This window comes from Micromonospora sp. KC207, assembly GCF_004348615.1.
Lineage (GTDB): Bacteria > Actinomycetota > Actinomycetes > Mycobacteriales > Micromonosporaceae > Micromonospora.
The window spans coordinates 1-1,174 of the sequence record NZ_SMKJ01000600.1 but is presented as its reverse complement, the minus strand read 5'-3'; the positions used below and the strand labels follow the sequence as shown (position 1 = coordinate 1,174).

At 69.3% G+C, this 1,174-nt stretch carries 1 protein-coding gene; it reads left to right on the top strand.

Going from position 1 to position 1,174, the window contains the following annotated elements:
• Positions 1–151 precede the first annotated feature (151 nt).
• On the top strand, positions 152–1,174 hold a 1,023-nt coding region (locus tag E1258_RS32745; RefSeq protein ID WP_132407863.1), incomplete at its 3' end, for an ISAs1 family transposase.

The following is a 1,174-nucleotide window of genomic DNA, read 5'->3' as shown; positions in this document are numbered from 1 at the left end:
GCAGGGGCTTTGCGTAGTCGATTGAGGTGTGTCTGACCTGGCCGTATGTAGGGCCGTGGCCTGGGTGGAGGGTGACGCGGAACGGGTGCGGCCCGTCGGTGATCATGGAGTTGCTGAGACAACATGACACCGAGAAGGACCACACCCGCGCATGTCATCATCGCTGATCGACGTGATCCGTCAGCACACCCCCGCCCCGACTGATTCCCCGACGGGTGGCCGTGAGGCGTATGGCCTGTTGACGGCTCTGGCGCGGGTGTCTGACCCGCGCGACCCCCGAGGGGTTCGGTATCCCCTGGCGAGTGTGCTCGCGGTCGCGGTGTGCGCGGTCATGGCCGGGGCTTCCACGTTCGCCGCGATCGGCGACTGGGTCGACGACCTCGATGCGTCGGCGTGGGGTCGGCTCGGGTTCACCGGTCGGGTGCCGGTGTTGACCACGGTGTGGCGGTTGCTGGTCCGCGTTGACGCCGAGACGTTGACCGCGGTCCTGGCCGATTGGCTGTGCTCCCGGCTGTCGGCGCCGCCGCCGGTGCGGCGGGTCGTCGCTGTTGACGGCAAGGTGGTGCGGGGCGCGGTCCTGCCCGAAGGGCGGGTTCACCTGCTGTCGGCCTACGACACGTCGACCGGTGTGGTGTTGGCGCAGGTCCAGGTCGCGGCGAAGTCGAACGAGATCCCGGCGTTCGCCCCGCTGCTGGAGCAGGTCAAGGCGCGGTTGGGTGGCCTGGCAGGTGTCGTGATCGTTGCCGACGCCCTCCACACGCAGGTCGCCCACGCTCGGGCTGTCGCCGCTGCCGGCGGGCACCTGTATGTGTCGGTGAAGGGCAACCAGCCGACGTTGTTCACCCAGCTCAAGCGGTTGCCGTGGGTCGATGTGCCGGTCGGGGACCAACACCGCGACACCGGCCACGGCCGCCGCGAGACCCGGACCGTCAAGGCGCTGACCCTCCAGACACCCGGCGGCATCGGCTTCCTCCACGCACAGCAGGCCGTCCGGATCACCCGCACCCGCACGGTGGCCGGCAAACGCACACGCGAGACCGTCTATCTGGTGATGTCGTTGCCCGCCGCCGACGCCCAACCTGCTGACCTGCAGGAATGGGCCCGCCTGGAATGGCACATCGAGAACCGGCTGCACTGGGTCCGCGACGTGACCTTCCACGAGGACGCCCACCGG